At 71.0% G+C, this 26,820-nt stretch carries 24 protein-coding genes; 7 read left to right on the top strand and 17 right to left on the bottom strand.

Annotation, left to right across the window (positions count from 1 at the left end):
- Positions 1-51 precede the first annotated feature (51 nt).
- The 4 genes from K1J60_RS26470 to K1J60_RS26455 form a co-directional block, all read right to left on the bottom strand.
- Positions 52-621: a hypothetical protein gene (locus K1J60_RS26470; protein ID WP_220648374.1), complete on the bottom strand. Its 570-nt coding sequence runs from the start codon at positions 619-621 to the stop codon at positions 52-54.
- 135 nt (positions 622-756) lie between these two features.
- A complete protein-coding gene (locus tag K1J60_RS26465; RefSeq protein ID WP_033524861.1) occupies positions 757-1,617 on the bottom strand; it encodes a MurR/RpiR family transcriptional regulator in 861 nt (286 codons plus the stop codon).
- Entirely contained in the window at positions 1,614-3,242 is a 1,629-nt protein-coding gene (locus K1J60_RS26460) for an aromatic amino acid ammonia-lyase (protein WP_259407924.1), read from the bottom strand. Before K1J60_RS26460 ends, K1J60_RS26465 begins: the two co-directional genes overlap by 4 nt.
- 179 nt (positions 3,243-3,421) lie before the next feature.
- Positions 3,422-3,826, bottom strand: a complete 405-nt coding sequence (locus K1J60_RS26455) for a DUF2000 domain-containing protein (RefSeq protein WP_220648373.1) — start codon at positions 3,824-3,826, stop codon at positions 3,422-3,424.
- Positions 3,827-3,944: 118 nt separating this feature from the next.
- Between K1J60_RS26455 and K1J60_RS26450 the strand changes: the two genes are divergently transcribed.
- The gene (locus K1J60_RS26450) at positions 3,945-4,487 is read left to right on the top strand and encodes an Lrp/AsnC family transcriptional regulator (RefSeq protein WP_220648372.1); all 543 of its coding nucleotides are present in this window, start codon (positions 3,945-3,947) and stop codon (positions 4,485-4,487) included.
- 6 nt (positions 4,488-4,493) lie between these two features.
- Here the strand turns inward: K1J60_RS26450 and K1J60_RS26445 are convergent, their stop codons facing one another.
- The 7 genes from K1J60_RS26445 to K1J60_RS26415 form a co-directional block, all read right to left on the bottom strand.
- Positions 4,494-5,663: an aminotransferase class I/II-fold pyridoxal phosphate-dependent enzyme gene (locus tag K1J60_RS26445; RefSeq protein WP_220648371.1), complete on the bottom strand. Its 1,170-nt coding sequence runs from the start codon at positions 5,661-5,663 to the stop codon at positions 4,494-4,496.
- A 434-nt stretch (positions 5,664-6,097) separates the two neighbouring features.
- Complete coding sequence (locus K1J60_RS26440; RefSeq protein ID WP_220648370.1) at positions 6,098-7,309, bottom strand: cytochrome P450; 1,212 nt, start codon at positions 7,307-7,309, stop codon at positions 6,098-6,100.
- A complete protein-coding gene (locus K1J60_RS26435; protein ID WP_220648369.1) occupies positions 7,306-9,258 on the bottom strand; it encodes an amino acid adenylation domain-containing protein in 1,953 nt (650 codons plus the stop codon). Before K1J60_RS26435 ends, K1J60_RS26440 begins: the two co-directional genes overlap by 4 nt.
- A 59-nt stretch (positions 9,259-9,317) precedes the next feature.
- The gene (locus tag K1J60_RS26430) at positions 9,318-10,490 is read right to left on the bottom strand and encodes a pyridoxal phosphate-dependent aminotransferase (RefSeq protein WP_220648368.1); all 1,173 of its coding nucleotides are present in this window, start codon (positions 10,488-10,490) and stop codon (positions 9,318-9,320) included.
- Positions 10,487-11,143: a 3-isopropylmalate dehydratase small subunit gene (gene leuD / locus K1J60_RS26425; RefSeq protein WP_220648367.1), complete on the bottom strand. Its 657-nt coding sequence runs from the start codon at positions 11,141-11,143 to the stop codon at positions 10,487-10,489. The genes K1J60_RS26430 and leuD overlap by 4 nt, the downstream gene beginning before the upstream one ends.
- Positions 11,140-12,552, bottom strand: a complete 1,413-nt coding sequence (gene leuC, locus K1J60_RS26420; RefSeq protein WP_220648366.1) for a 3-isopropylmalate dehydratase large subunit — start codon at positions 12,550-12,552, stop codon at positions 11,140-11,142. The genes leuD and leuC overlap by 4 nt, the downstream gene beginning before the upstream one ends.
- Complete coding sequence (locus K1J60_RS26415; RefSeq protein ID WP_220648365.1) at positions 12,552-13,739, bottom strand: LeuA family protein; 1,188 nt, start codon at positions 13,737-13,739, stop codon at positions 12,552-12,554. The genes leuC and K1J60_RS26415 overlap by 1 nt, the downstream gene beginning before the upstream one ends.
- Positions 13,740-14,290: 551 nt before the next feature.
- Between K1J60_RS26415 and K1J60_RS26410 the strand changes: the two genes are divergently transcribed.
- Positions 14,291-15,073 carry a thioesterase II family protein gene (locus tag K1J60_RS26410; RefSeq protein WP_220648364.1) on the top strand — a complete coding sequence of 261 codons (783 nt, stop codon included), beginning with the start codon at positions 14,291-14,293 and terminating at the stop codon, positions 15,071-15,073.
- Here K1J60_RS26410 and K1J60_RS26405 read toward each other — a convergent pair.
- Positions 14,986-16,347, bottom strand: a complete 1,362-nt coding sequence (locus K1J60_RS26405) for an APC family permease (protein WP_220648363.1) — start codon at positions 16,345-16,347, stop codon at positions 14,986-14,988. The two genes, K1J60_RS26410 and K1J60_RS26405, sit on opposite strands and share 88 nt — an antisense overlap.
- 703 nt (positions 16,348-17,050) lie before the next feature.
- Here K1J60_RS26405 and K1J60_RS26400 point away from each other — a divergent pair.
- From K1J60_RS26400 to K1J60_RS26385, 4 genes are read left to right on the top strand one after another with little or no spacing between them, the layout of a single operon-like run.
- Positions 17,051-17,749: a phosphoribosylaminoimidazolesuccinocarboxamide synthase gene (locus K1J60_RS26400; RefSeq protein WP_220648362.1), complete on the top strand. Its 699-nt coding sequence runs from the start codon at positions 17,051-17,053 to the stop codon at positions 17,747-17,749.
- On the top strand, positions 17,746-18,453 hold the full coding sequence (locus K1J60_RS26395) for an SDR family oxidoreductase (protein WP_220648361.1): 708 nt from the start codon (positions 17,746-17,748) through the stop codon (positions 18,451-18,453). The genes K1J60_RS26400 and K1J60_RS26395 overlap by 4 nt, the downstream gene beginning before the upstream one ends.
- Before the next feature lie 14 nt (positions 18,454-18,467).
- Positions 18,468-18,905: a hypothetical protein gene (locus K1J60_RS26390; RefSeq protein WP_220648360.1), complete on the top strand. Its 438-nt coding sequence runs from the start codon at positions 18,468-18,470 to the stop codon at positions 18,903-18,905.
- Positions 18,902-19,747 (top strand): HAD family hydrolase, encoded by an 846-nt coding sequence (locus K1J60_RS26385; protein ID WP_220648359.1) that lies wholly within the window; start codon positions 18,902-18,904, stop codon positions 19,745-19,747. The genes K1J60_RS26390 and K1J60_RS26385 overlap by 4 nt, the downstream gene beginning before the upstream one ends.
- Positions 19,748-19,809: 62 nt before the next feature.
- On the opposite strand, the gene K1J60_RS26380 is transcribed toward K1J60_RS26385, so the two are convergent.
- From K1J60_RS26380 to K1J60_RS26360, 5 genes are read right to left on the bottom strand one after another with little or no spacing between them, the layout of a single operon-like run.
- Complete coding sequence (locus tag K1J60_RS26380; protein ID WP_220648358.1) at positions 19,810-20,733, bottom strand: homocysteine S-methyltransferase family protein; 924 nt, start codon at positions 20,731-20,733, stop codon at positions 19,810-19,812.
- Positions 20,734-20,752: 19 nt separating this feature from the next.
- Entirely contained in the window at positions 20,753-21,871 is a 1,119-nt protein-coding gene (locus tag K1J60_RS26375) for a trans-sulfuration enzyme family protein (RefSeq protein WP_220648357.1), read from the bottom strand.
- A gap of 33 nt (positions 21,872-21,904) precedes the next feature.
- Positions 21,905-22,774 carry a class I SAM-dependent methyltransferase gene (locus K1J60_RS26370; RefSeq protein ID WP_220648356.1) on the bottom strand — a complete coding sequence of 290 codons (870 nt, stop codon included), beginning with the start codon at positions 22,772-22,774 and terminating at the stop codon, positions 21,905-21,907.
- Positions 22,775-22,809: 35 nt separating this feature from the next.
- On the bottom strand, positions 22,810-24,060 hold the full coding sequence (locus tag K1J60_RS26365) for an aminotransferase class V-fold PLP-dependent enzyme (protein WP_220648355.1): 1,251 nt from the start codon (positions 24,058-24,060) through the stop codon (positions 22,810-22,812).
- Entirely contained in the window at positions 24,060-24,824 is a 765-nt protein-coding gene (locus K1J60_RS26360; protein WP_220648354.1) for a hypothetical protein, read from the bottom strand. Before K1J60_RS26360 ends, K1J60_RS26365 begins: the two co-directional genes overlap by 1 nt.
- A gap of 539 nt (positions 24,825-25,363) precedes the next feature.
- On the opposite strand from K1J60_RS26360, the gene K1J60_RS26355 reads away from it, so the two are divergent.
- A complete protein-coding gene (locus K1J60_RS26355) occupies positions 25,364-26,764 on the top strand; it encodes an MFS transporter (RefSeq protein ID WP_220648353.1) in 1,401 nt (466 codons plus the stop codon).
- The last annotated feature ends 56 nt before the right edge of the window (positions 26,765-26,820 follow it).

Below are 26,820 nucleotides of genomic sequence, written 5' to 3'. Positions count from 1 at the left end.
AGGGCCGTGGGGGGGGAGCAGCGGTCCTCGTCCGGCCGACGCGCGGCGGCGCTACCGCCGGCGCCCGCCTCCGGGTGCCGCGTCGCCCGCTTCGATGCCCGTCAGCCGGTAGCCGGGCACCCGCTTGCCCGTGGGCCGCCCCGCCCGCCCGGACAGCCAGTCCACGCGGACCCAGAAGAGCTGCCCGGCGTCGAGTTCGCGGCGGCCGAGCCAGCTCGCCTTGAGGCGGAGGCCGGTGCCGAGGCCGGCGAGGAGCATCCCGCCCGCCGCCGGGAGCGCGAAGGACGAGCCCAGGGCGGCCGCGAAGCCGAGCAGCAGCCACCAGCGGTGCCCCCGGCGCCAGGCGCGCAGGGTCACGGCACGGTCCTGGAGGACGTCGTGCTTACCGGCGCGCACGGCTTGGCGCGCCGGCGTGAGATACCGGCCACGCCCCGCCCACGCCGCCACGGCCGTCGCGACGATGAACAGCACAGCCCCCGCCAGCACCCCGATCCGCCGTCCGGTCAGCCCCGACGGCAGGGCACCGACCCCGGCCGCGATCACTCCGAGCCACCACAACGGCGCTGCCCCGGCCCGCACCACGACGGCCACCCGAGCAAGCCCCTGCCCTCCGCGTGTCACTTCCCCGCCTCCCGTAGTCACCGGTCGTACGACAGTCGCGGGCACGGTAACCAGAGAACGTGAAACGCGCCTGAGAATCGCGGATCTCCCCGTCCGCCACGGCTGCCGGGCCCCTCCAGGAGGGTTACGCGACGACTACTCGACGAACAACCCCCTCGTCGCGGCCTTCGCGTCGAACTCCTCCAGCCGCGCCTGGGCCTCCGGCAGGTCGTCGCACATCGCCTCCAGAAGCACCCGGCCCAGCAGCATGGGGGCGCAGGCCGTGTCGAAGGCGAGCCCGGTACCGACGGCGGCGGGCAGCAGCAGGTCGGAGACCTTGGCGACGGGCGCGAAGGCGGAGTCGGCGACGGTGACGACGAAGAGCCCCGCTTCCTTGGCGTACGCCAGGGTCTCGACGACCTCGCGGGGATGGCGGGGCAGCGCGAAGCAGAGCAGCGCGGTCGCGCCCCCGCGCACGGCCGCGTCGATGCGGTCGTGGAGCATGCTGCCGCCCTCGTGCAGCAGCCGCACGTCGGGGTGGACCTTGGCGGCGAAGTAGGCGAATCCGTACGCCTGGGAGGCCGCGGCCCGCAGTCCGAGCACCGGCAGCGGGCGGGACGCGGCCAGCAGCCGCCCGGCCCGCGCCACCGGGGCGGGGTCGGCGAGCACCTCGGCCAGGTGCCGCAGGTTCTCGATCTCGGCCTCGACGGCCTGCTGGTACTCGTTGTACGCGGTGGTGTCCGGGGTCGGCTCGGCGGGCCCGACGTCCCGCAGGTGCCGGCGCAGCGCCGGGTAGCCGTCGAAGCCCAGCGCCACCGCGAACCGGGTCACGGACGGCTGGCTGACCCCGGCCAGCTCGGCCAGTTCCACACTCGACAGGAACGGCACGTCGGCCGCGCGCCGCACCATGCTGTGGGCGATGCGCCGCTGGGTGGGCGTCAGCCGGTGCCCCTCGAAGAGCGTCTGCAGCCGCGCGGCGGGACTGTCCGTCACGCCCGTGCCCTTGTCCGCGCTCATGACACGCTCCCCCTCAGTGGGTCCGCCTGGACGTCCGTCCAGATCTCGGTGAACCGATCGAGCAGTGCGGCCGCCGCACTCACGTCTCCCGTCAGCGGCCGGTCCGCCGGATCCGGGTCGAGCACGGACTCCGCCAGTTCCAGTGCGCGCCCGACGGGCAGTTCCGGATCCGGCCGCAGGTCCCGCTGGCGCAACGCCCGCACCGCCGCGACGAGTTCGCAGCCGACGACGAGCCGGTACGCGCCGCACGCCCGCAGCGTCTGCCGGGCGGCGAGCGAGGCGAAGCTGGCCTGTTCCTCGACGCCCCGGGAGAGTACAGCGTGGCCGAGCGACGCGGGCGCGGAGAAGGCCCGCAGGTCACCGAGGGCGGCCCCGGCGGCGTACTCCAGGATCATCACGCCCGAGGAGGCGGGCTCGTGGTCGGCGAGGAAGGGCCGCAGCCGGGTGTACGCGGGCTCGTTGAGCGAGGAGAGCCGGGAGGTCGACAGCCGGGCGACCTGGGTCGTGGCGAGTCTGAAGTGGTCCAGGGCCAGGGCGAGTTGGGCCTGGTAGAAGCCGCCGTGATGGTAGGCGGCCATGTCCTCGGGGCAGATCAGCGGGTTCTCCGCCGCCGCGTTGATCTCGATCTCCAGGACGCCCTCCAGCGCGTCCGCCGCGTCCAGGGCGGGACCGTGGATCTGCGGCAGGCACCGGAAGCCGTACGGGTCCTGGATCCGCCCCAGCGGGGGCGTGGGCCGGTCGGCCGCCCCGATCAGCTCCCGCATGCGCCGGGCCACCTCGCGCGACCCCCGGTGGGCGCGCGCGACGTGCACGGGCGCCGCGTACGCCTCGTGCGAGCCGTCCACGGCGAGGAGCGAGAGCGCGGCGACGACCTGGGTGGCCGCGATCAGCCCCCGCAACTCGTGCAGCGCGAGCGCGGCCTGCCCGAGCGTGAGCGCGTTGCTGCTGATCAGCGCGAGGGCGTCGTTGTTGTCGAGCGGCTGTGCCTCGGGCGCGCCGAAGCCGGATCCGTCGCCCCCGGCCCCGCCGTCCCCGGAGCCGGACCGCGCCCCCGGCACCCGCCACGGATGCTCCCCCGCCAGTGCCAGCCCCACCTGGGCCAGCGCCGCGATGTCGCCCGTCCCCACCGAACCGAACTCGTTGACCACGGGGTACGCCCCGCTCTTCAGCGCCGTGCAGAGCGCGGTGACCACGGTCGGCCGGAGCCCCGCGCCGCCCGCGAGCAGCTGGTTGGCGCGTACGGCGAGCATGGCCCGCACCTGCCGGGCGGGCAGTTCCTCCCCGATGGCACCGGCGTGACTGCGCAGCAGCCGCAGGCCGTGCTCCGCGGCGGCCTCGCTCGGCACGTCCTCGTTGCGGTTGGCGCCGACGCCGGTGGAGCGGCCGTACACGCGCCCGGCCGCCGCGATCAGCCGGGCGGCCTCCCAGGACTCCTCGACCCGCCGTACGGCCGCGCCGTCGGGCACCGGTCGTACGGCACCGTCGGCGAGCCGGACGACGTCGGCGACCCCCAGCGCACGCCCGTCCAGGACGACGAGCCCGGCCGGCACGGTCGGCACGTCGGGCACGTCGGGCACGTCGGCGTCGGCGGGGGCGCCCGTCGTGCCCATGATCCGAGAGGACATCACCCGCAGCCTCCTCAGCCTCAGCGGACACCACATATTCAGACACTGAGAACTCTGCATGAGGCTATGCAGGACGGGCAAGGGATGCCGGACGGGAAACCAAGGGTGGGAGTCGGTGACTCAGGTGGCGATCCTGGTCGGCCCGCCCGCATCCGTGGGTGCCGTACCCGGCCGCGCGATCACAGCAGGGACAGATGCCTGGTCAGCCTGGACACCTTGCTCCTCGGGCCGTGCACGATCACGCCGAGGTATTCGAGGTTCTCGGCGTGCGTGGCCTTCAGCTCCGTCAGATAGTCCTCGTAGTCACGCGCCCTGCGTGCCGTCTCGGTGAGGGAGACCAGCCGCACCTCGTCGGCGGACCGCGCCCGCTCCAGCAGGACGGTCAACTCCTGTGCGGAAGCGGTCAGTACAGGGATGGGATGCGTGTTGAGACCCGGGTGGTCGCCACCCGAGGCGTCCTCGCCGTCCCGCCCGACGGAGTCGCCGATCCGACCGCCGAGCGAGAGCGCGAGCACGGCCGCGGTGTTCGCCGCGTGGGCTGCCGGCAGGTCGTCGCGGAGGACGAGGGCGACTTTTGTTTGCATGGCCTTTCCTCTCAATAGCTGCTGTTTGAACACAACTTGCCGCCGAGGCTATCCGGATGACCGATAACTGATCGCATCTGCCGAACGTTTGAAGAAGCTGTATGGCACAATGAACCGCATGGACGAACTTGATTCGGCGATCATCCGGCATCTCCAGCTGAACGCTCGGCAGTCCAACCGCGAACTCGCCCGTCAGATCGGAGTCGCTCCGTCCACGTCGCTCGAACGAGTGCGGTCCCTGGAGGAGCGCGGGGTGATCACCGGCTACCACGCGGAACTGGACCTCGCCGCCCTGAACAGGCACTACCAGGCGTTCATCGCCGCGCAGGTCAGGCCCCTCAGCCGTACGGTCATCACCGCCTTCCAGGAGGCGGTCTCCAAACTCCCGGAAGTCGTCGGCGTGTTCGTCGTCGCCGGTGGCGACGACTTCCTCATCCACGTCGCGGTCCAGAACAACGAGGCCCTGCACGCCTTCCTCATGGACCGCCTCAGTCAGCGGCGCGAGGTCGTCGGGTTCAGAACGATCGTGATCTTCCAGCACGCCCCCACCGCGTTGCTGTCCGCGCTGCCGGAAGCGAACGCCCAGCGCCCCGCCGCGCCCTCGTCCGGCCGCGGTCCCCTGCGGGCGAGGAGCGCGGGGCGAGCGCCCACCGACGGCTGACGCCCGTCAGCGGGCCGCCACCAGCCGGCCCACCGCTTCCTCGATCACGTCCCCGTCCTTGCAGAAACTGAACCGGGCGAGCCAGTCGGGCGCACCCGCGCTCTGGTAGAAGGCGCTGGTCGGCACGGCCACCACCCCTGCGCGCAGGGGTAGTTCACGGCAGAACCGGGTGCCGTCCTCGTAGCCCCAGGGGCGTACGTCGACCTGGACGAAGTAGCCGCCCTGTCCCGGGAAGAACGGCAGGCCGGCCTTCCGCAGGCCCTCACACAGCCGGTCCCGGTTCCGCTCCAGCTCGTCGCGCAGCCCGTCGACCCAGGACATCCCGGACGTGAGCATGGCGGCCACGGCCCCCTGGAACGGCGTACCGGACGCATACGTCAGGAACTGCTTGACCGAGGCCACCGCCGACACCAGGTGGGCCGGACCGCATGCCCACCCGACCTTCCAGCCGGTGACGTTGAGCGACTTTCCGGAGGAGGAGATCACCAGCGTGCGTTCGCGCATGCCGGGCAGCGAGGCGATGGAGACATGGCGGAGGCCGTCGTACACCAGGTGCTCGTAGACCTCGTCCGTGACGACCGTCAGGTCGTGTTCCTCGCAGACGGCGGCGATCTGCGCCAGTTCCTCGGGCGTGAAGACCATTCCGGTGGGATTGTGCGGCGAGTTGAGCAGCAGCACGCGGGTCCGCGGTCCGACCGCCCTGCGCAGCGCGACGGGATCAAGGGCGAACCTCCCGCCGGTGATCGCGAGCGGGGCCGCGGTCACCCGGGCGCCCGCCATCCGGGCGCCCGCCGGATACGCGTCGTAGCAGGGGTCGAAGGTGAGGACGGTATCGCCGGGGTCGCACAGGGCCAGGAGCGCCGAGGCGACGGCCTCGGTGGCGCCCGTGGTGACCAGTACCTCGTCGTCGGGACGGTAGGCGACCCCGGTGGTCGCGAACCGGTGACCGGCCACCGCCTCCTTCAGCTCGGGCAGCCCGGTCGCCGGAGGGTACTGGTTGCGTCCCGCCGTGATCGCGGCCGCCGCGTGCTGGAGGATCTCCGGCGAGCTCGGCAGCTCCGGCACTCCCTGGCCGAGGTTGATCGAGCCGGTGCGCTCGGCGAGACGTGTCATCTCGGTGAAGATCGACGTCCCGAAGCGGTGTGTTCGTTCCGCTGGTACCCAGCTCACGGCCATGACGGTGACACTCCTCGCGGTTGCGGGCCGCCGGCGGCCCGGGGTGGGAAAGGTCGGCAGGCGGGGCGCGCGGCCCTCGGACATGGGCGGCGGCGCCCCTGGCGGCGCCGCGACGGGCAGGCCGGGCCAGGGGGCTTCTGATGGATCTCCGTGGAAGAAGGAGCGGCGTTCGGTGCGTGCTCTCGGCGTGCCGGGCGGAAGTCCTCGTAGCGGAGCTACTTGGGCTTTCGTCCGGTGCGGCGAGAGTGCGTGCCGGGCGTCGCGACGCCGCGGAGATCCATCAGAAGCCCCCTAGTAGCTGATCGGAACACTCGCCCGGGCCCGCCCCAGGGGGCCCGTCCGGACCGGACGGCAGGTCCTGTCCGGACGGAGAGCCACAGGTGTTCCCCATGGCCCCGGGCTCCCCTGCTCCGGCGGCTCGTAGCCGTCGAGGTTCAGCGCAGCACGACGGGCATTCTGGTGATGCCCTGGATGAAGTTGGAACGCAGCCGCCGGACCGGTCCGGACAGACCGATGTTCAGGCCCGGGTCGGTCATCCGGCGGAAGAGGATGCCCAGTTCGGTCTGCGCCAGCATCGCGCCGACGCAGCGATGGATGCCGATGCCGTACGAGAGGTGGCGGTTGGGGGAACGGCTGATGTCGAAGTCGTCGGGGCGGTCGAACTGCGACGGGTCACGGTTGGCCGACGCGTTCCACAGCGTGACCGAGTCGCCCTCGCGCACCTCGCGGTCGCCGATCCACAGGTCCTTCGTGGCCACCCGCATCACATAGGCGTTGGTGGAGCTCCAGCGCAGGATCTCGTTGATCGCGCTGTCCATCAGCTCCGGCCGGTGCCTGAGCGACTCGAACTGGCCCGGGTTCTCAAGGAGGGCGAGCAGGCCGGAACAGGCGGTGTAGGAGGACGTCTCGTTGCCGCCGACGGCGACGTTCATGCAGTTGTAGAGGATGTCCTCCTCGGGCCACGGACGCCCGTTGCGCTCGGCCTCGATCAGGAAGCTGACCAGGTCGTCCCCGGGATCGCGCCGCCGCGCGCGGACGATCTCCGCGAAGTACTCGAAGATCTCGGCCTGCGTCACGGCGAGGAGCAGCCGTTCGTCGTCGGAGGTGTCGACGTAGACGGGATCACGGAAACCGATCATCTTGCGGGTCAGATCGATCAGTTCGCGTGCCTCCCGGTGGGAGACACCCATCATGGCCATCACCGCGCCGGCCGGCAGCTCCGGGGCGATGTCGGTGGCGAAGTCGCACCCCCCGTCGGCCAGCGCCCGCTCCACCGCGGCGTCCACCAGCTCGGTGACCTGGCGGGCGATCCGCCCCAGCATCCGGTTGGTGAAGGCGCGGTGCACCACCTGGCGGATCTGCCGCTGCCGCGGCGGATCGGAGGCCACCAGCATGCGTCCCGCCGACGGGTCGGCCTGGCTGCGGAAGGAGCCGCCCAGCATGGGGCCGCCTTCGGAGCTGAAGCCCACATGATCGGTGTAGAGGCCAGCGACGTCGTCGTAGCGGGTCACGGCCCAGAACCCGCCGTCCTCCGTGGCGTGCCAGTGGACGGGGTCGTTCTCCCGCAGCCAGGCCAGCATGTCGTGGTGCCGTTGCTCGACGAAGGCGTCGGGATCGGTCAGATCAATGGTCAGTACGGTGTTCATGCGGTCGCCGACTCCTCACGCCTCATGCGGACGATCCCGGCCAGGGCGCCCAGTTCGCTGGTGGTCAGGATCTCCCGGGCGCTGATGTCCACGGCCAGCTCGCGCACCAGCCGGCGCTGCATGCGGAACGCGAGCAGCGAGTTGCCGCCGAGGGCGAAGAAGTCGTCGTGGACGCCTATCTCCTCGACCGCCAGCAGCTCGCTCCACAGCTCCGCCAGGAACTTCTCCGTCTCGTCCCGGGGCTGCACATGGTCCGCCCGGTGCCGCAGATGGGCGTCGAGTATCTCGGCGAGGCGCCCGGTGTCCCGCTTGCCGTGGTCGTTGGCGGGGATCTCCGCCACCTTCACGAGTGAGCTCGGGACCATGTAGTCGGGCATCGCTTCCTGCGCGTAGGCCCGCAGTTCCCTGAGGGACACCTCGTCGTGCGGCACCACCAGCGCCACCAGATGGCGGTCGGTGCCGGTGCCCGCCGTGAGTACGGCGACCTCCTGCAGCTGCGGATGGCGGGTGAGGATCCGCTCGACCTCCCGGGGCTCGACCCGGTAGCCGCGGATCTTGACCTGGTCGTCGGCGCGTCCCACATACCGCAGCGCGCCGTCGGAGCCGCGGAGGACCAGGTCTCCGGTGGCGTACATGCGGTTGCCCGTGGAGTGCGGGTCGGGCAGGAAGCGCTCGGCGGTCAGGCCGGGGCGGGCCAGGTAGCCGCGGGCCACGCCGGCTCCGAGGATGTGCAGTTCGCCGACCGTCCCGTCGGGCACCGCTTCGAGGGAGGCGTCGAGCACGAGCAGTTCGGTACCGGCCAGTTCACGCCCGATGGGCACGTCGTCCTCGCCGTCGGGGACACCGGCGATGCGGTGCGCGGAACAGGCGGTCGTCCCCTCCGTGGGGCCGTAGAGGTTGTAGAACTCGCCGGAGAACGAGCCGGAGAGCAGCTGGCGGCAGGCCTCGGGCAGGATGACGTCGCCCCCGGTGTGCAGGACCCGGAGCGTGGCGAACGCGTCGCGGTCCTCCTTGACCACGTGATTGAGCGCCATCGTCGGCACGAGCATCGCCGTGACGCGCCGGCGCCGCAGTTCCCGGCCGATGTCACCGGTGAGCAGGTCCGGCATGGTCGGCAGTACCACGATCTCCGCGCCCGCGGCGAACGCGCACCAGGTCTCGAAGTGGAAGGCGTCGAACGACAGGCTGGAGACGTGCCCGACCCGGTCCTTCGGGGTCAGCGCGGGCAGCGCGGGATTGGTCGCGAAGTGCACGATGTTGCGGTGCTCCAGCATCACGCCCTTGGGGGTACCGGACGACCCCGAGGTGAACAGCAGGCAGGCGACGTTCTCGTGGTGGACGTCGGGCAGCGGCTGCCGAGGCTCCGCCAGGCCGTCGAGGTCGAACTCCCATACGTCCGTGCCCGCCGAGGCGACCCCGGCGCTCTGTCCGGGGTCGGTGATCACGAGCGTGGGGCGGCTCTCGGTCAGCATCAGGTCGCGGCGTGCGTCCGGATAGCGGGTGTCGACCGGTACGTAGGCGGCACCGGCCTTGAGGATGCCCAGCAGGGTGACGAAGACGGGGGCTCCGCGCCGCAGGTGGTAGGCGACGCGATGCTCCGGACCGACCCCTCGCTCGCGCAGCAGGGCGGCCACCATGGTGGACCGCCGGTCGAGCTCCGCGTAGCTCAGGGAGGTCGTGTCGTCGCTGACGGCGGGCCGGTCCGGGTGGCGGCGCGCCGTGTTCCGGAAGAGCTCGACCAGGGTGCCGGGACTGCCGGGCAGCGCGGCGGACCGGTCGTGCCCGTCGTCGGTGAGCTGGTCGGCGTGGGCGACGCACTCCTCGCGCGAGCCCTCGAAGCCGGTGGGATGCCACCCGGGGGGCAGCGGCCTGCCGGAGGGCCACATGCTCGGTGTGCCGTCGTCGGCGCGGACCAGGCGGTACAGGTCGGGGGCAGTCTCTGCCGTCACAGATTTCTCCTTGGAAGAACGATCGGCGGGGCACCCTGGCGGCTTGCTCGCGGGCGTCCCTACAGGCCGTCGGCCAAGCGGCGTTCGGCTTCCTGAAGCACGTCGGTGCTCTTGTTGAAGGCGATGCGGACGTGGCCGGAGTCGGCGGTGTGGTCGCGGAAGAAGCAGCGGCCGGGCACGACGAGGACGCGGCGCCGGGTGGCGAGCCGCCGTACGAAGGTCTCGCAGTCCTCATCGGTGATCCCGCGGATGTCGGCCATGACGTAGCAGCCGCCCTCCGGCGCCCGGCAGGGCAGCCCGGCAGCGGTGAACAGGGCGACCATCCGGTCCCGCATCCGTGCGAGCTCCGCGGCCGGGCGCCACGAGACGTCCTGGAGCACTCCGGACGCGGCGACCGCCCGTTGGAGCGGGCCGCTCGCGCTGAAGCTGGTGGCCAGATGTACCGCGCGCAGCCGCTCGGTGATCCGCGGGTGGGCGCGTGTGTGCCCGATCCGCCAGCCGCTGAGGGCGTAGGCCTTCGACAGGCTGCCGATCACGATGCTGCGGTCCCGCAGCGCCGGAATGTCGGCCGCTGACACGTGTCGCCTTCCGTCGTAGACGAACGGCGCGTACACCTCGTCGGAGATGAGGGTCACGTTCCACTTCTCGCAGAGCGCGGCCAGTTCCTCCAGCTCCGGCCGTGTGAGCGTCCGGCCGGTGGGGTTGGCCGGGGAGTTGACGACCACGGCACGGGTGCGGGGCCCGAACGCGGCCTCCAGTTCCTGCGGATCCCAGCGCCAGTCCGGGGCTCGAAGGCCGACGTAGCGGGGTACGCCGCCGGCCAGGGCGAGCGCGGCGAGGAAGTTCTCGTAGAAGGGTTCCAGGAGCACCACCTCGTCGCCGGGATCGATGGTGGCCAGCATGGCCACGCTCAGCGCCTCCGAGGCACCCGTGGTGATGGTCACCTCGGTCCGCGGGTCGGGGCGGCCCGGAAGGGTGCCCGCGATCTGCTCCCGCAGCAGGAGGTTTCCGCTGGTGTCCTCGTACTGGTTGTCGCCGCGCAGCAGCTGCTCGGCGGCGGCGTCGAGGACGGCCCGCGGCGGCCGGGGTGTGCCCGGTACCCCGCCGGCCAGGTCGAGGGCGCCCATCTCCCTGCCCAGATGCAGGAGCTGCGCGAGGGAGCCGGCGGGCAGGGCACCGACGCGTGCGGCGCCGCGGGGCCGGGCGTCGGTCGGCGCGGGCACTGTGGTCATGTCGCCTCCTGAGGGGTCCGGTCGCGCGCGGCGGCCCCGTCATCCGGACGGATCGAGGGCAGCCAGTAGGGCCGTGAGGTCTCGTACGCGGTGATGGCGTCCGCCTCGCGCAGAGTGACAGCGATGTCGTCGTATCCGTTGAGCAGCAGCCATCGGGTACGCCCGTCCAGGTCGAACTCCCAGCTGCCGCCGCCTCCCTCGACCGTGCCGGCGGCGACGTCGATGGTGACCTCCATCGACGGGTCCCGCTCCGAAGCGGTCGTCAGCGTCTCGATGGCAGGCTCGGGCAGGACGACGGCCAGCAGCTGGTTCTTGAGTGCGTTGCGGCGGAAGATGTCGCCGAACCGGGACGACAGGACCGCGACGAAGCCCCAGTCGCGCAGCCCCCACACCGCGTGCTCACGGGAGCTTCCGGTGCCGAAGTCGGGCCCGGCCAGCAGCACACTGGCTCCCGCCCGCTCGGGGCGTTCGAGGACGAAGTCGGGTTCGGCCCGCCAGCGGCTGAACACGGCGTCCTCGAACCCCGACTTCGTCACCCGCTTGCAGAACTCGGCGGGCATGATCTGGTCGGTGTCGACGTTGCCGCGCCGCAGCGGGACGGTACGGCCGGTGTGGCGTACGAGCGGCCGTAACCCGTTCGGTGTCGATGTCACGTCAGGTCCTTCGGAGTGGCGAGACGGCCGGCCACGGCGGTGGCCGCGGCGACCGCGGGCGAGACGAGATGGACCCGGGAGCGTCCGCCGAGCCGGCCTTCGAAATTGCGGTTCGACGTGGTGGCGACCCGCTCCTGTCCACGCGCCCGGTCCGGGTTGAGCCCGGGGCACATCGAGCATCCGGGCAGCCGCCACTCCGCTCCGGCCGCCTTGAACACCTGGTCGAGGCCTTCCTCCTCGGCCCGCAGGCGTACTTCGGCCGAACCCGGCACCACCAGCATGCGGGTGCCGTCGGCCAGCCGCCGTCCGTGCAGCACGTCCGCCGCGGCGCGCAGGTCCTCCAGCCGGCCGTTGGTGCACGAGCCGACGAAGACCGCGTCCACGGCCACGTCCCGCAGGGCGGTGCCGGGTGTGAGCCCCATGTATTCCAGGGCGCGGGCCGCCGCCGCCCGTTCCCCCGCGTCCTCGAACTCCTCCGGTGAGGGCACGGTGCCCGACACGGAGACCGTCTGCCCCGGATTGGTGCCCCAGGACACCTGCGGGGAGAGGGACGAGACGTCGATGGTGACGGTGCGGTCGTAGACGGCTCCCTGGTCCGTCGGCAACGACCGCCAGTGGGCGAGCGCGTCCTGCCAGGCCCGGCCGGACGGAGCGTGCGGCAGACCCGACAAGTAGGCGAAGGTGACCTCGTCGGGCGCGAACATCCCCGCCCGTGCCCCGGCTTCGATGCTCATGTTGCACATCGTCATCCGGCCCTCCATCGACAGCGTGCGCAGGCCGGCGCCGCGGTACTCCAGCAGGTGCCCCTGGGCACCTCCGGGGCCGATCCGGGCGATGAGGGCGAGGATGAGGTCCTTGGGGGTGACGTCGTCGGGAAGGGAGCCGGTGAACTCCGCCGCCATGGTCCGCGGTCGGGGCAGCGACAGGGTCTGCGTGGCCAGCACGTGCTCGACGTCGCTGGTGCCGATCCCGAAGGCCAGCGCGCCGAAGGCCCCCAGCGTGGAGGTGTGACTGTCTCCGCAGACGGCGGTCATCCCGGGTTGCACCAGGCCCAGTTGCGGGGCGATGACGTGGACGATGCCCTGCCGGGCGTGGCCCATCCGGTACAACTCGATGCCGTGCTCCGCGCAGTTGCGGCGCAGGGTCTCCAACTGCAGTCGGCCCACGGGGTCCTGCAGTTCCCCGGTGTCCGTCGGAACGTTGTGGTCCTCGACCGCGAGCGTCCGGTCGGGGCGCCGGACCGTGCGTCCGGTCAGCCGCAGCCCGTCGAAAGCCTGCGGTGACGTGACCTCGTGCATCAGATGCAGGTCGATGTAGAGCAGGTCGTCCGTGCCGGCCGGGCTGTCGGCCGGCCGGGCCACCACGTGGTGCTCCCAGATCTTCTCGGCCAGTGTGCGTGGGCGCCCCATCACACCCCCGTGGCGGTCGCGGGCGTCACGGCGAGCTCCCGCGCGAGCCGTTCCCTGACCACCGAGAGCTCTTCGCAGTCGCCTCCGACGCGTTCTTCGACATGGGCCCGGTACAGCTCGGTCAGCTTCTCCTCGCTCACCTCCACGCCGATGCCGTCGAGGAGGTGGCGCAGCACGGAACGCCCCGAGTGGCGGCCGATGAGGATGGAACGCTGTCGTCCGAAGCGCGCGGGCTCGACGTACTCGTACGTGGCCGGATTCCGCAGAACTCCCTGCTGGTGGACGCCGGCGGCCGTGCCGAAGGCATAGGTGCCGAAGATGGCCTTGTTCCGGGGCTCCTCCAGTCGGATCACGTTCCGCAGGGCCGTGTACGCCTCGTACATCCCCTCCGTCCTGATGTCCGTACGCAGGCCTAGCTGTTCGCCCTTGTAGGCGAGGAGGGCGGCGATCTCCTCGAGTGCGGTGTTGCCCGCCCGCTCGCCTATGCCGCCGAGGGTGGCCTGCACCTCGTCGGCTCCGGCCCGCAGGCCGGCGACGGCGTTGGCGAGTGCCAGGCCGAAGTCGTTGTGGCAGTGGGTGGAGATGCGCACCGGGGAGGGCGCCCACTCACGGAACGCGGCGATGAGGTCGCCGTACTCCTCGGGCGTGAGGCAGCCGGAGGTGTCGCCGATGACGAAGCAGTCGGCACCCGCCTCCACGGCGCTGACGGTGATGTCGCGGAGCAGGTCGTGCTCGCCGCGGCTGGCGTCCTCGATGGGCACGGAGACGGACGTGACGCCGAGACCGCGGGCGAAGGCGACCGCGTCGACGACCTCGTCGACGGCTTCCTTCCGGGTGATCTGCCGCTTGTGCCTCAGGTGCAGGTCACTGCCCGTGGCCATCACCTGCACCTCGTGGTTGTCGACGCCGCCGGCCTCGACGGCCGTCTCGATGTCGGAGCGCACCGCACGGCAGAACGTGACGAACTTCGCCGTGGTCAGGTGCCGTGCTATCAGCCTGGTGGCCTGGAACTCGCTCGGGGAGGAGGCGGGGAACCCCGTCTCGATGGAGTCCACGCCCAACGCCTCGATGCGCAGGGCCAGATCGAGCTTGTCCTCCGGGCGCATGGCGTTCGCGGGAGCCTGCTCACCGTCCCGGAGCGTGGTGTCGAAAACCGAAACGCGACGTACCGAGGTTTCCTGCTGCATAGGCGTCCTTCCATCCGATACCCGGCTCGCCCGACACCCCGCCCCTTATTTATTGCGCCGCAGGGCAGAGCACGGCGCAGCAAGGGGCCCAAAGGGATTCGATTCGGAATCGGCGAGGTCAGGTATGCCCGTTGGGAGATGTACGGCATACAGAGAGAGAAGCTCTCTCGGAAAACGGTCACTGCGAGGCTACCCCACACGGTTGTAGCGGTCTATCGGATTCCTTGATTCACAGACTTGTTCACGCTCTCGACAACAGCCCTTCAGGAGGGGGACCGACAGGAGATCGACCGAAGATGATCTACCCGATGTGAGTTCCGTCGCAGATGACGTACTGCCCGGTGCGGGCTTGGCCGCAATATTTCTCATCGATGGGCGATTCCGCCGAACGGGCGGCGAGTAACACCAAACATTCCGTGTCCCATGTCGAATACATTCAGCCACCATGGAACCTGCACCCTCCTGGAAGCATCGACGGGTTTCCCTGAACTCCTTGACATACCCGTCGGCAAAGATGGCAAAGTCCTGATCGACAGAGGAAGGAGTGCTGCATGCCGGCAGCCGAGAAGAGTTATCTGCGCACAGGGAATCGGAACGCCGCGATCCGCTTGCTTGCTTTTCATCACGGCGGTGGTTCCGCTTTATCGTTCCTACCGCTCGCCCGGAGTCTTCCCGAGGAGTGCGAAACGTTCATTTTCGAACTCGCCGGGCGGGCGGGCGACGCGGACCGGATAACGGCGGCCGATTACGAGGAGGCTTATACGCGTTTCGCCGCCGACGCCGTGGACGTCGTGGATCGCCCCGTCGTCGTCATCGGCCACAGCCTGGGCGCGCTGTTCGCCCACAATGTCGCCTGCCTGCTGCCCGACGCGCAACGGGAGCTGGTGCGGACGGTGATCGTCTCGGCCTCGCGCTCGGCCGCGGCCACCGCGGAGACCGCGCCGATGCCGGCAGAACCCTTTGTCGTCCGCAGCCGCGCGTCACTGCTCGGGGAGTTGCGGAACTTCGGCGGTGTGCGGCCCGAATTTCTGGAGGACGCGGACTTCGTGGACGCCGCCGTCACCCTGCTGGGGCACGACCTGCACCTGGCGGACACCTACACGCTCCCGCAGCCCGGCCCGACGTCCGTGCCGCACCAGGTCTGGTACGGGACGGACGACGCCACACTGTCCCGGGAGGAACGGGCGCGGTGGAACGAGAGCTGCCTCGCGCCCCCCGTGCACCGCGGCTTTCCCGGCGGTCACTTCTACCTGTACGAGCGGCCCGAGGCGGGGGCCGCGCTGGCCGAACTCGTGGCCGGGACCGTGGCGGCCGCGGCCGGCTCCTCGGCCTGAGCGGCGGGGGCGGCGACGCCGGGCCCGGACGCCGTCACGGGTCCGTGCCGGCGTCGGTACAGCACCGCGCAGCCGGCGACGACCAGCGGCAGCACCAGCAGCCAGCCGCTGAACGCCATCACCACCAGGGTGAAGACGCCGGAGGCGGCAGCGGCGTACCACAGGGGGGTGCGGCGCGGCAGCAGTCGTAGCGAGGCGGCCATCCCGGCGACGGTGACCGCGGCCAGGAACGCCGACGTGACACGCATCAGCGGGTCCAGCGGCACGGTCAGCAGCGCCGCGACGAGTGTCAGGACGCCGGTGAGCACCGCCTGTACGGTCAGACTGCGGCGCGGGACCTGACCCGCGCCGCCGCCCTTGGCCAGCCAGCCGGGCAGCGCGCCGTCCCGGCCCAGCGCCGCCCCCAGCCGTGCCGCGCCCGCGATGAAGGTGTTGACCGCGCCCAGGCTCAGGCACACGGCCGCGGCCGCGGCCAGCCCGCGCGCGCCGGAACCGACACCGCGCTCCAGGAGCAGCATCAGCGGAACGTCGGAGCTGCCCGCCTGCGCCCCCAGCACGCCGATGGTGACGACGGACAGACCGAGGTAGAGCACGCCCACGGTGGTCAGGGTGATCGCGGTGGCCCTCGGCAGATGCCGCCGGGGGTCGGCGAACTCCGCGGACAGATGGCTCGCCGCCTCCCACCCGCTGAAGGCGTAGAACAGCACCAGGGCCGCCGAGCCGATCGACATCCAGCCCTCCGGCGCGAACGGCGTGAAGTGGTCCGCCGTGACGTGCGGCGCGGCCAGGACCGTGGCGCACACGAGGAGCAGCACCAGCAGGCCGACGAGCACCAGTTGCATTCGCCCGGACACCTGCAGTCCGGCGTAGTTGGCGGCGACGGCGACCATCAGGATGGCCGCGGCCGCCCCGTATCCGGCGCTCTGCGACAGGCCCAGGACCTCGGCCACGTAGTTCCCGCCCGCCATGGCGCCGGCCAGCACCCCCGCCGGCACCGCCGCGTAGAACAGCCAGCCCACGCAGGCGGCGGTCCGGGGACCGAAGGCCCGGGCGACGAAGCCGGCGACGCCGCCACCGTCGGGGTAGCGCGCGCCCAGCGCGGCGAACGTCACCGCCACGGGGATGCTGAGCAGCAGCAGGACGGCCCAGGAGACCATCGAGGCGGGGCCCGCCGCGGCGGCCGCGAGCGCCGGCAGTGCCAGTACTCCCGGTCCCAGGACGGCGCCGACGTACAGAGCTGTGCCCTGCCCCAGTCCGAGGCGACCCCCGTGCATGTGCTTTCCCCCTTCAGCGCCGTTGATCGCGGCGCTGCCTAGACGTGCGGGACACGGCGATGCATGGCCTTCGCCGATCACCCGTTCGGAGTGTAGGCAGCGACCAAGGCGACGGGCACGGATGCCGTACGAACGTTCGGCGCACCCCGGAAATACGCGTTCCCGCGCGAACGAGATTCGGTAATCCTCGTTTTCCGCCAGCCATTTGGCCACCCTGTCCGGCGGTCACGATCGCCTGTCCCCCGATGCCCGCCGAGTGGAATTCAGCCGCCCCATATCACCCGGCGGGCGCTCTCGTACACCCACGCGGATCCAGGCCGTCCCGGGTCGGCCATTGTGCGGTCACCCCCTTCACCCGACTGGAATCAGCCATTCTTCCGAAGCCGTTCGGGCAGGCCCCAAATCGGACCAGGTCAAGCCAGAGCAGCGGTGCGGAATTAGTGATTCCGCCAGCCTGGCCGAGTCCCGACGGATGAGTAATTCCAAATCATGAGACCGCGAAGTCGGCGATGTTTCCGGCGTTCCAACGGGAGGTAACGTCTCTCCAGCAGGATTCACACCTCGCGTGCAGAGCGTGTTTTCTTCCTGCCTTCTGGGCCGAGGAGTACGGCGCCTATTGCCCGTCTCCTCCGAATGCCATACCTCGCTCCATCACACCGTCCGGGCCCCCGAACGGGGCTGCAGAGCAGAAGAGGACAAAACAATGGCACGTATGGACCGGCACCCCGATATCGAGGGCCGCAGCAAACGACTGTGGATCAACGGCGACGGAACCTGCGACATCGAACTCGTCCCGAGTCTGCGTAGCTACACGTACGAGCGGGACGAGATGATTCCGGAGACCGCACGGCTGCGGCTCGACTTCTACGAACTGGCTGCGGCCAGACTCGCCGACAAGGGATTACGGACGGTCTTCCTGGAACGGCTGGGCGACATCACCTACCGCGCGTCCTACATTCCGGCGCCGCCCTTCGAAGTGATCGTGAAGAACTTGGCCACGGGTTCGACGACCCGGAAGTATCCCGGGCTCTTTCCGGAGGGCCACCGCTTCAACCCGCCGGTGGTGAAGTTCGACTACCGCATCGACCCCGAGGACCAGCCGATCGGCGAGGACTACCTGAGGGCGACCGGGATCGACGTCGAGGCGTTCCGTGCGGTGGCCCTGGAGTGCAACGCCTCGCTGCGCTCCTGGCTGGCCCCGCTCGACCTGTGGGACTTCTGCCTGGTGATCGGCGTCGACGGCGAGGGCCGGCCGGTCGTCAACTCCGAGATCTCCCCGGACTGCATGCGGCTGCGCGACGACGTCGGCAACCCCCTGGACAAGGATCTGTTCCGGCAGGGCGCCGCCCCGGCGACGATCATCGCGACCTGGACCGACCTGGTCCGCCGGGTCCTGCGATGACCGAGGCCGGTGGCGGCCGCACGGTGCTGGTGACCGGAGCCAACCGGGGAACGGGCAGAGCGGTCGCCGAAGAACTGCGCGCGGCCGGCTGGCGGGTGTGGGGCCTCGGCCGGACCCCGGCCGACCTGCCCGGGGTGGAGAACGTCCACTGCGACCTGCGCCACCCCGAGGACGTCGGCCCGGCCGTCCGACGAGCGGGCGCCCTGGCCGGCGGTCTCGACGCCGTCGTCGCCAACGGCGTGGAGCGTGCCCTGGGCGACCTGGCCACGCTGCCCCTCGAACGCTGGCAGGAGGCCGTGGACGTCAACCTCACCTCGGTGATCGCCCTGGTCCAGGCCGCCCTGCCACAGCTGCGCGCCCGCGGCGGCCGGATCGTCCTGATGGGCTCGCACGCGGGGACGCGGTTCTTCGAGGGAGGGGCCGCCTACTGCGCGACCAAGGCCGCGCTCAAGGCGCTCACCGAGGTGCTGCTGCTGGAGGAGCGCCGCCACGGAGTGGGGACCACGCTCGTCAGCCCGGGCGCCATCGCGAACCTGCCCGGTGACACCTCACCGCTCAAGATGGCCACCTCCTCGGTGGCGAGGACGGTCCGGTGGGTGCTGGAGTCGCCCGAGGACACGGTGGTCGGCGAGGTCGAACTGCGTCCGGCCCGGCTGCCCGAGGAGGTTCCCGTGACCGGCCTGGACCGGCTGCAGGCCGTATGAAGGCGGAGGAAGCCATGAGCGAGCCCGGTACCACCTGTCCGTCGGTCGACTGGGACGCCGGCGTCGGCATGCTGACCATCAGGGCGGACGGCCTCGCACCGCGCGCCCAGCGGGCCACGGTCACCTTCCACTCCCGCATCTGGATCTCGCTCGACGACCACGCGGAGCCCACCGCCGTCGACATCCTGGACGTCCCCGAGATCATGGCGCGGGTGGTGCCCCGGGCCCGGCGCGCCCGCGACGGGGAGCCGGCCGCCCGGCCCGGCATCCCGTGGCTGCTCGACCCGGAGAGCGACTGGGCGTGGATCCAGCTGGACGGCGGGCCCGACCGGAGCCGACTGGTCCGCGAGGGCCGGGTGGAGGTCTGGCTCACCGGCGAGCTGCCGGTGCGGGTGCGCCTGTGGGTGCCGGTGAGCGGAACGGCGGACCGCGTCGACGGGAGACCGCGGTGAACGGCGTGAACGGCGTGAACGGCGTGGGGCTGGTCTGTACCGACCTCGACGGCACGCTGCTGAACCGGGCGGGGACCGTCGGCCCGGTCACCCGTGCCGCCTTGGCGGAAGCGGACCGAAGGGGTCTGCCCGTGGCGTACGTCACGGGCAGACCCCTTCGTGACGCGCTCTCGGCGGTCCGGGACCACGGGTTCCGGGGCCTCGTCGTGTGCAGCAACGGGGCGGTGACCGCCGAGGCGCTCACCGGCCGGGTGCTGGACAGACGGGGGTTCACCGCCGAGGGCGCCGCGCGACTGCTGGAGCGGCTGCGTGCCAGGGTCCCCGGTGTGGTGCTGGGGGTGGACACGGTGGCGGGGCTCCGTCTGGAGCCGGGCTTCGCGGAGTTGCTGTCCGACTGCTGGGCCCATGAAGCGGTGCCGGACGCCGCGGTGGCGCTGTCGGCGGACGATCCGCCGGTCAAGGTCCTGGCCGTGCACGCCTCGCTGCCGGCCGCGCCGCTGGGCGAGTCGCTGGTGCGGCCGGGCGACGCGGTGGAGACGACCCGTTCGACGCCGTACTTCCTCGAGATCTCGCCGCGCGGCGTCGACAAGGGCGCGGCGCTGCGCCGGCTGGCCGGCCACTACGGGGTCCCGGTGCCGGCCACCGCGGCCGTCGGGGACATGCCCAACGATCTGCCGATGCTGCGGGCCGCGGGGCTCGCCGCGGCCGTGGCGAACGCCCATCCCGAGGTGCTGGCCGCCGCTGATCTGGTACTGCCCGGCAACGAGGAGGAGGGGGTGGCACGGCTCATCGAGGCTGTCTGCGCCACCCTGCCCGCCCCGGCCGTCCGGCCGGTCCTTTGACGGTTCCGGTGCCGGTGGCCCGGGCCGTCCCCGGTCCGGGGACGGCCCGGGCCTCCGTCCGTTCAGCCGGGGATCCGCTTGCGCAGCGCCGCGACGTGGGCGGGCGTGCTGCCACAGCAACCGCCGACCAGGGACAGGCCGTACCGGTCGGCCCGCTCGGCCATGAGGTCCGCGAACTCCTCGGGGCCGTGGCGGACGGGCACGTACCGGTCCACCGGTGCCCAGTCCGCGATGCCCGAGCGGTCCTCCAGATTGGGGTAGGCCCCGAAGGGAACCGGGCAGTCGTGGGACCACCGGGCGAGCACCTCGTCGGTGCCTTCCAGCGTGGTGCAGTTGACGCTGACGAGCGAGGCACCCGCCGCCGCGACCGCGCGTGCCGCGACCGTCACGGACTCGCCGGACAGCAGGGCGCCGTCCGTACCGCAGACGAAACTCACCCACACGGCCAGTCCGTTGCGCGTACAGCTGTCGACGACGGCCTCGGCCTCACGCACGGTGTTCATGGTCTCCGCCACCACCAGCTCGACGCCCTCCGCGGCGAGCTGACGCGCCATCCAGGTGTGCTCTTCCCGCAGTTCGTCCCCGGACGGCACCAGGGACGGCTGGTAGCAGTCCTCCACCGGGATCACCGACGCCGCGAGCACCGGCCGCCGCTCGGCTCGTCCCGGCCGGGACGAGCCGCGGGCCAGCGCCACCGCCCGGCGGACCAGGACCTCGGCCGCGTACGTGTCGGCCCCGGCCCGCAGCAGGGTGCGCCGGTTGGTCCGGAAGGTGATCGCGGTGGCCAGGTCGGCACCGGCGGCGGTGTACTCCTGGTGAATCGTGGCCAGTTGCCGCTGCCCCTCCAGATCCAGCAGTGCGGCGCTCGTCCACCACGGCTCGGTGACGCTGATCCCGAGCCGTTGCAGTTCCGTCCCCTTCGCGCCGTCGATGAGCACGGGCGAACCGGGGGACGGCGGGGTCAGCCCGGTCACCGAGGTCACCATGCCTCTCGCGCTCCCCCGCTCACAGCGCCCGTTCCAGGTCCGCGGCGAGGTCCCGTACGTCCTCGATGCCGACCGCCAGCCTGATCAGGTTGTCGCCGATGCCCAGCCGGCGGCGGGTCTCCGCCGGGATGGGCCGGTGGGTCATCAGCGCCGGGCACTCGATCAGGGACCGCACACCGCCGAGGCTGACGGCCACGGCGAACCGCTCGACCTTCTCCAGGAGTTCCGCCACGTCGCCCAGGTACTCGAAGGTGATGATCGACCCGAAGCCGTCCATCTGCCGCGCGGCGATCTCGTGCTGCGGGTGTGCGGCCAGTCCCGGGTAGTGCAGGGCGCCGATCTTCGGGGACTCGCGCAGCAGCCGCACCAGGTGCTCGGCCGACTCGTTCTGCCGGCGGACACGGAGCGACATCGTCTTCAGCCCGCGGTGCAGCAGGTAGCAGTCCAGGGCGCCGGGCACGTTGCCGGCCGCGGTCCGGTACCGGAAGAACCGCGTGTGGAAGTCCTCACTGTTGTGGACCAGAGCACCGCCGATGACGTCCGAGTGGCCGGAGATGAACTTGGTGGTGCTGTACAGCGAGATGTCGGCCCCCAACGCCAGGGGGCGTTGGACGACCGGGCTGGCGAAGGTGTTGTCGACCAGCACGGGCACGCCGAGGGCGTGGGCCCGTTCGCTGATGGCCGTCACATCGGCGACCTTCAGCAGCGGGTTGGTCGGGGTCTCGATCCAGACCAGCCCGGTGTCGTCGGTCAGGGCCGCGTCGAGGGCGTCGAGGTCGGTCAGATCGACGTACTCCACGGTGATGCCGTACCGGCCCAGCAGGTCGAACAGTAAGAACGTGCCCCCGTACACGTCGTCGGAGGAGATCAGTTTCTGGCCGGGCGAGAGCAGGCTGAGGGCGGTCGTGCCGGCGGCCTGGCCCGAGGAGAACGCCAGGGCGTACGAGGCGTCCTCCAGCGAGGCGAGGCAGCGTTCCAGGCCCTCGCGGGTCGGGTTCTCGCCGCGGCCGTAGAAGTAGCGCAGGTCCTGCTGGGCCCGTTGTTCGAAGGTGGAGGCCAGATGGATGGGCGGCACGATGTCGCCGGTGCCGGGATGGGGTTCCTGGCCGATCTGGACCAGCTTGGTGTCGAATTCCATGAGGAGGTCTCCTTCGGAGTCTGGCGGTTCGCCTCAACGGGGCTTGACGGCCCGTACGCAGTGCGCGACGCAGGGAACCGCGAGGCCCCCGCCGTCCGTTTCGAAGTCCTTGGCCGCCGTGGCGACGGCCTGGACGGTCCGCTGGTCGCGCTCGTCACCGAAGGTCTCCGCCAGTCTGGCCCTGAGCCAGCCGGGCAGCAGGTCCCAGGAGAACTCCACGAACTCCTCGACGTCGCGCGGGGTGAAGACGATCCGGCACTCCTGATGGCTCACGTCCTGGAAACCGGCCTTGGTGAACCGTGCGGCCAGCGCCTCGGCGTCGGCCATGCTGAACGGCCCCGGGGCGCCCGGCGGCGGGGCCGGCAGCCCGAGCCGGGCCGCGGCGACCCCGAAGGCCAGACTGAGCATGGGGACCTGGGGCGGGGTGCCCCACACCGCGGCCGTGAACGTGCCGCCGGGGCTCAGCGCGCGGAAGGCCGTGTGCAGCACGCGATCGGCGTCCGGCAGGAACATCAGGCTCCAGCGGCTGAGCACCGCGTCGAAGTCGCCTTCCCCGACGTCCAGTTCCTCGGCGTCCTGGCGGCGGAAATCGATGTGGGTGAGTTCCTGTTCGACGGCCCGGCGCCGGGCCACCGCCAGCATGCCCTCGGCCTGGTCCACACCGACCACCCGGCCCCCGGGCACCCGCGCGGCGGCGGCGAGGGCCGGCTGGCCGGTGCCGCTGCCGATGTCCAGGACCGAGCTTTTGGGGCCGAGTCCGGCCCCGTCGAGGAGGAGGCGTGTGACCGGCTCGGCACCCCGCTCGAAGAGCTCGTACCACTTGTCCCAGCCGGCGCTCAGTTCGTGCCAGTTGCGTTCCTGCTGCGCCTTGAAGGCAGACGCCGCGTTCTCGTTGTCCGTCATCGGTCGGACCGTCCTTTCCCGTGGCACCGCGCTGTTCAGAGGCTGAGGAATCGCTGGGTGGGGTGTTCGTTCGACCAGAAGCCCTTCTCGGCGGTGGCGACCCGCTCGACGAGCCGGTCCACCTCCTCGGGGGTGTTGTAGACCCCGAACGAGGCCCTCACGGTGCCGACCACTCCGAGGCTGTCGACGAACGGCATGGCGCAGTGAACTCCTGTGCGCACCATGACGCCGTGGGCGCTGAGATGATTGCCCACGTCATAGGGGTGCAGGCCGTCGACGCCGAACGAGATCAGACCGCCGGAGGGCTGCTGGGCGCCGAACACCCGGACGCCGTCCAGGGCGCGCAGTCCGGCGGCGGCGCGCGCGGTCAGCTCCGCGTCGTGATCGCGGACCCGGTCCATGCCGAGGGCGGAGAGGTACTCGACCGCCGCGGCGAGCCCGACCGCTCCGGCGATGTTCGGGGTGCCCCCCTCGAACAGGGTGGGCGCCTTCGCGACGGCCAGCGGCCCCTCGACGGTGACCTCCTTGACCATTCCGCCGCCGACCAGCAGCGGATCCATACGCTCCAGCAGTTCCGCCCGTCCGTAGAGCACGCCGATGCCCATGGGCCCGTACATCTTGTGCCCGGAGAAGCAGTAGAAGTCCGCGCCGAGGGCCTGGACGTCGACCGGTCGATGCGCGACCGCCTGGGCCCCGTCGACCAGCAGCGGCACACCGCGGGCCCGGGTCGCCGCCGCGATCTCCCGCACCGGGTTGACCGTTCCCTGCACGTTGGACACGTGCGCCACCGCGGCGAACCGGGTGCGGGGGGTGAGGTGCCCGGCGAACGCCTCCGCGGAGAGTTCGCCGTCGGCGTCGGTGGGCACCACGCGCAGCACGGCGCCCTTGCGCTCGCACAGGCGGCGCCAGGGCAGCAGGTTGGAGTGGTGCTCCATACCGCTGACCACGATCTCGTCGCCGGCCGACACCATCTGGGCGGCGAAGCCCTCGGCCACCAGGTTCACCGACTCCGTGGTGCCCTTGGTGAACACGATCTCCGCCGCGTCGGCGGCGTTGACGAAGGCGCGTACCGTCTCGCGCGCGGCCTCGTACGCGTCCGTCGCCCGCATGCTCATCGCGTGCACGCTGCGCCCGACGTTGGCGTTCGACTCGGAGTAGTAGCGGACGACGGCGTCGAGGACCTGACGGGGTTTCTGGGTGGTGGCGGCGTTGTCGAGGTAGGCCAGCGCGTGGCCCTCCACCTGCTGGGCCAGGACGGGGAAGTGATCCCGGACGTCGGAGGTCATCAGTTCACCTGCTTGAAGAGAGAGCGGAAGGCGGACATCAACTCGTCCGGCATCGGGACGGTCTTCTGCGGGGAGTACGGCCGCTCGGACGGCGGTACGTAGTCGGGGTCGGAGGGACCGGGCACGACTCCATTGGGCCGGCGCACGTGCGGGCCGAAGTAGAACCAGCAGATCTGCCCGACGGTCTCCGACAGCAGCACGGAGTGGCAGGCCGGGCGGTACATCTTCATGTGGTCCCAGGCGGCCATGAACTCACCGCGCGCGGTGAAACGATTTCCGCGCGCCGCGTGACCGAACGCGTCGTGCACAGCACGGAAGAGGTCGTTGAAGAGAAGTCTGGTCCCGCAGGAAAATACCGGCGAGGGTTCCAGCATGGGGTGATCGCCCGGACGCCGATCGCCCTGTTTCCCCTTTATCTGACCGTGCCCGTTCGCCGTCAGAAACACATAGAGTTTCTTGGTGGCGTACAAACGGTCGGACAGGGCGGTGGAAGAAGTGTACGGCTGCCCCTCGGAGAGCCACGGTTCGATACTGACTCCTTCATCCCGCAACACCTCGAACTGATCGAGGGTGTCTTCCTTCAGTATTTGATACTGAAGGGCCTCCTCCTTCGTCCCGGAAGTGAGCGGGGCCTGGTCGTACCAATTGGCTATCGACCGGCACACCACTCCGTCGAGATGGAGTGAGGCATTCCAGGACGGGTTCTTGTCAAGAGACCGGGACACGATGTAGTGGCGGGAGAGCCGCTGAAGATCGAGCTTCACGCAGGACCTCCCGTGCATCCCTGTCCACGTCTGCCGGACCCTGAAACCCGCCACTTCCGAGAAGTTGGCGGCCGGCCGGCTGCGAGGTGAACGGGAGGACACGGGAGGGAATCAGACGTCGCGCAGGTCGACGGGAGGGTTCTCGATAACGGTGTGCCTAACGGAGCGATGGGCGCTGTGCGCGAGTCCCTACGACATCGAGTCGTTTCTATCGGAGACACAGTGGTTCCCCCTTTCAGCGGCCTGAACGTATCTCCGAAAAGCCCTCCCGACAAGGCGTGACCATGTCCACTGCTTGAGATATTCCATGGAATGTGGCTGAAACACCCGCGCCGCGATCCTCACCATGGGGCGCGTCGCAACCGAACACCGTTCAATGATTGTCCGAAAGTAGATGCCTCATACACGGTATTCGCACTGCCATTGCGGGCCGTTCCGCTAGGCTCGCCGAGACCGGACCGATCCCATCGCCTGAAAGGCTGTGCCCCCTCATGTCCGAAGCCGGAGCACTCGATCGGGAGAGCACAGGAAGCCAGGTGGTGGCGAACAGAAATCGGCCCGGTGCGCTGGTGCTGCTCTGCGGCGTGCAGCTGATGCTGCTCCTGGACTTCTCGATCGTGAATGTCGCGCTGCCCAGCATGGAGTCCTCCGTGGGGCTGGGCGCCCTCGGCACGCAATGGGTGGTCGGCGCCTACGCGCTCGGCTTCGGCAGTCTGCTGCTGCTCGGCGGCCGGCTGGCGGACCTGCTCGGCAGGCGGCTGACGCTGGTCGTGGGCATCGCGGTGTTCGGCGTGGCCTCCCTGGCCGGAGGCTTGGCCACGGCTCCGGAACCCCTCATCGCCATGCGTGCCGCGCAAGGCGTCGGCGCCGCGCTGATCGCGCCGGCCGCGCTCTCCCTGATCACCACGGGCTTTCCCGACGAGGCCGAACGCAACCGGGCCCTCGGCTGGTTCAGCGCCGCGACCGCCAGTGGCTTCGCCATCGGGGTGCTGCTCGGCGGCGTACTCACCGAACTCGCGGGCTGGCGTGCCGTGTTCTTCGTCAATGTGCCGCTGACGGGCATCGCCGTGCTCGCGGCGCTCCGGGTGCTGCCCGGGACACCCGGTGCGCAGGGGAAGCGCACCTACGACCTGCCCGGCGTCATGCTGTCCGCCGCGGGATTCGTGGCCCTGATCAACGGGCTGAGCCAGGTGCCCGACGACGGTACGCACGCGGCGATCAGCATCACCGCCGGCATCGTCCTGCTCGTCGTCTTCGTGGTGGTGGAGGCCCGGTCGGCCTCCCCGCTGATGCCGCTCGGCATCTTCCGCAGCCGCGCCCTGAGCGTCGCCAACGTCGCCAGCTTCCTGATCCCGGGCGTCATGGGCACCACGGCCCTGCAACTGTCGCTCTTCCTCCAGCAGGTCCAGGGCCGCTCGGCCCTCAACACCGGATTCGCCTTTCTGCCGCTCGGCCTGTCCGTCCTCGTGGCGGGGCCCCTGTCGGCCGTGGCGGCCGCGCGGTTCGGGCCGAAGGGCGTCTGTGTCACCGGCGGCGCCCTGGTGGCCGCCGGAGTGCTCCTGCTCTCCCGGATCGAGGCGGACAGCGGGTACGCCCGCGACGTGCTGCCGGGCACGCTCCTCATGGGGCTGGGATTCGCCGCGTTCTTCTCCACCGCCATGATGGCGGCGACCGCCGGGGTGCCGGAGCAGCTGCAGGGTCTGGCCGGCGGAGTGCTCAACACCTTCCAGCAGGTGGGTACGGCGGCCTTCGTCGCCATCATGGTGAGCCTGGCGACCGCCCGCACCGAGTCGCTCGGAGCCCCCACCGCCGACCACCAGGCCGCCGGATTCCAGACGGCGTTCACCGTCGGCGCCGTCGTCGTCCTGGCGACCACGCTGCTGGTCGCCGTCGGCCTGCCCGGGAACAAGGCTGTGGCACGCACGGAAGCCACCGCCTGACACCGACCTCGGCCCGTGACCGTCCGCACCCGAGGTGCGCCGGCCATGGCCGATAT

The sequence above is a fragment of the Streptomyces akebiae genome, assembly GCF_019599145.1.
Lineage (GTDB): Bacteria > Actinomycetota > Actinomycetes > Streptomycetales > Streptomycetaceae > Streptomyces > Streptomyces akebiae.
Note: the sequence above shows the minus strand (reverse complement) of the source record. Positions and strands in the feature narration are given on the sequence as shown.